Here is an 841-nt window from a genome sequence, read left to right on the forward strand (position 1 = left end):
TAGGTCCTGTTGACGAATACGCGCGTCCATAGGCGGACAGCAGCGATGAGGACGAAGCCGAGGTAGCTGTCGGCGGTCTTGTCGTAGCGGGTGGCGAGGCGGCGGAAGTTCTTCAGCTTGTTGAAGCAGCGCTCGATCCTGTTTCGCAGGGCATAGACGTGGTCATCGACGGGGATCTGGATCTTGCGGCTTCGCCGCATCGGGATCATCGGTGTGACGCCACGAGCCTCCATCTCCTCTCGGATATGGTCGGAATCGTAGCCGCGATCGGCCAGAAGAACCTTCGGTTCGGGCCCCTCGGCGTCGAGGAGCGGCAGGGCACCGGTGTAATCCGACGTCTGGCCCGGCGCGATGTCGATGGCTACGGGGAGGCCGGCGCCGTTGGTGCGAAGATGAATTTTGGTCGAAAACCCACCTCGCGAGCGCCCGAGACCCTGTCTCGGAGTCCCCCCCTTGCGCCGGCGGCGCAGTGGTGCGCCCGGATGACGGTGCTGTCGATCATCTGAACCGTCTCGCCGACCCCTTCGGTGTCATTCAACACCTCGAGCAGGAGATCCCAGAGCCCGGAGAGCGTCCATCGACGAAACTGGCGATAGACCGACGACCATTTGCCGAAGAATTCGGGCAAATCGCGCCACTGGGCGCCGGTGCGGGCGATCCAGAAGACGCCGTCGAGGACACGCCGATGGCCCTGAGGTCGCCGGCCGCTGTGCGGGCCACGTCTCGTCACGAAGGGTTCGAAGAACGCCCATTCCTCGTCGCTCATCAGGTCTCGAATCAACGCCGCCGCCCTCCGAAAGCGACGTTGAATCATTCCTGGACCCGAAGGGGAATCCTATTC

Annotated in this window: 1 protein-coding gene; it reads right to left on the bottom strand. The window is 63.5% G+C overall.

Annotated elements, in window-relative coordinates; all coding sequences use genetic code 11:
- A protein-coding gene (locus EYW49_RS22865; RefSeq protein ID WP_131312047.1) for an IS5 family transposase occupies positions 1-814 on the bottom strand; the annotation gives its coding sequence in 2 pieces (ribosomal slippage) (positions 1-451 and positions 451-814; 815 coding nt annotated over the 2 pieces). This gene is flagged as partial in the annotation.
- Positions 815-841 lie beyond the last annotated feature (27 nt).

The sequence above is a fragment of the Siculibacillus lacustris genome, assembly GCF_004328075.1.
Classification (GTDB): domain Bacteria; phylum Pseudomonadota; class Alphaproteobacteria; order Rhizobiales; family Ancalomicrobiaceae; genus Siculibacillus; species Siculibacillus lacustris.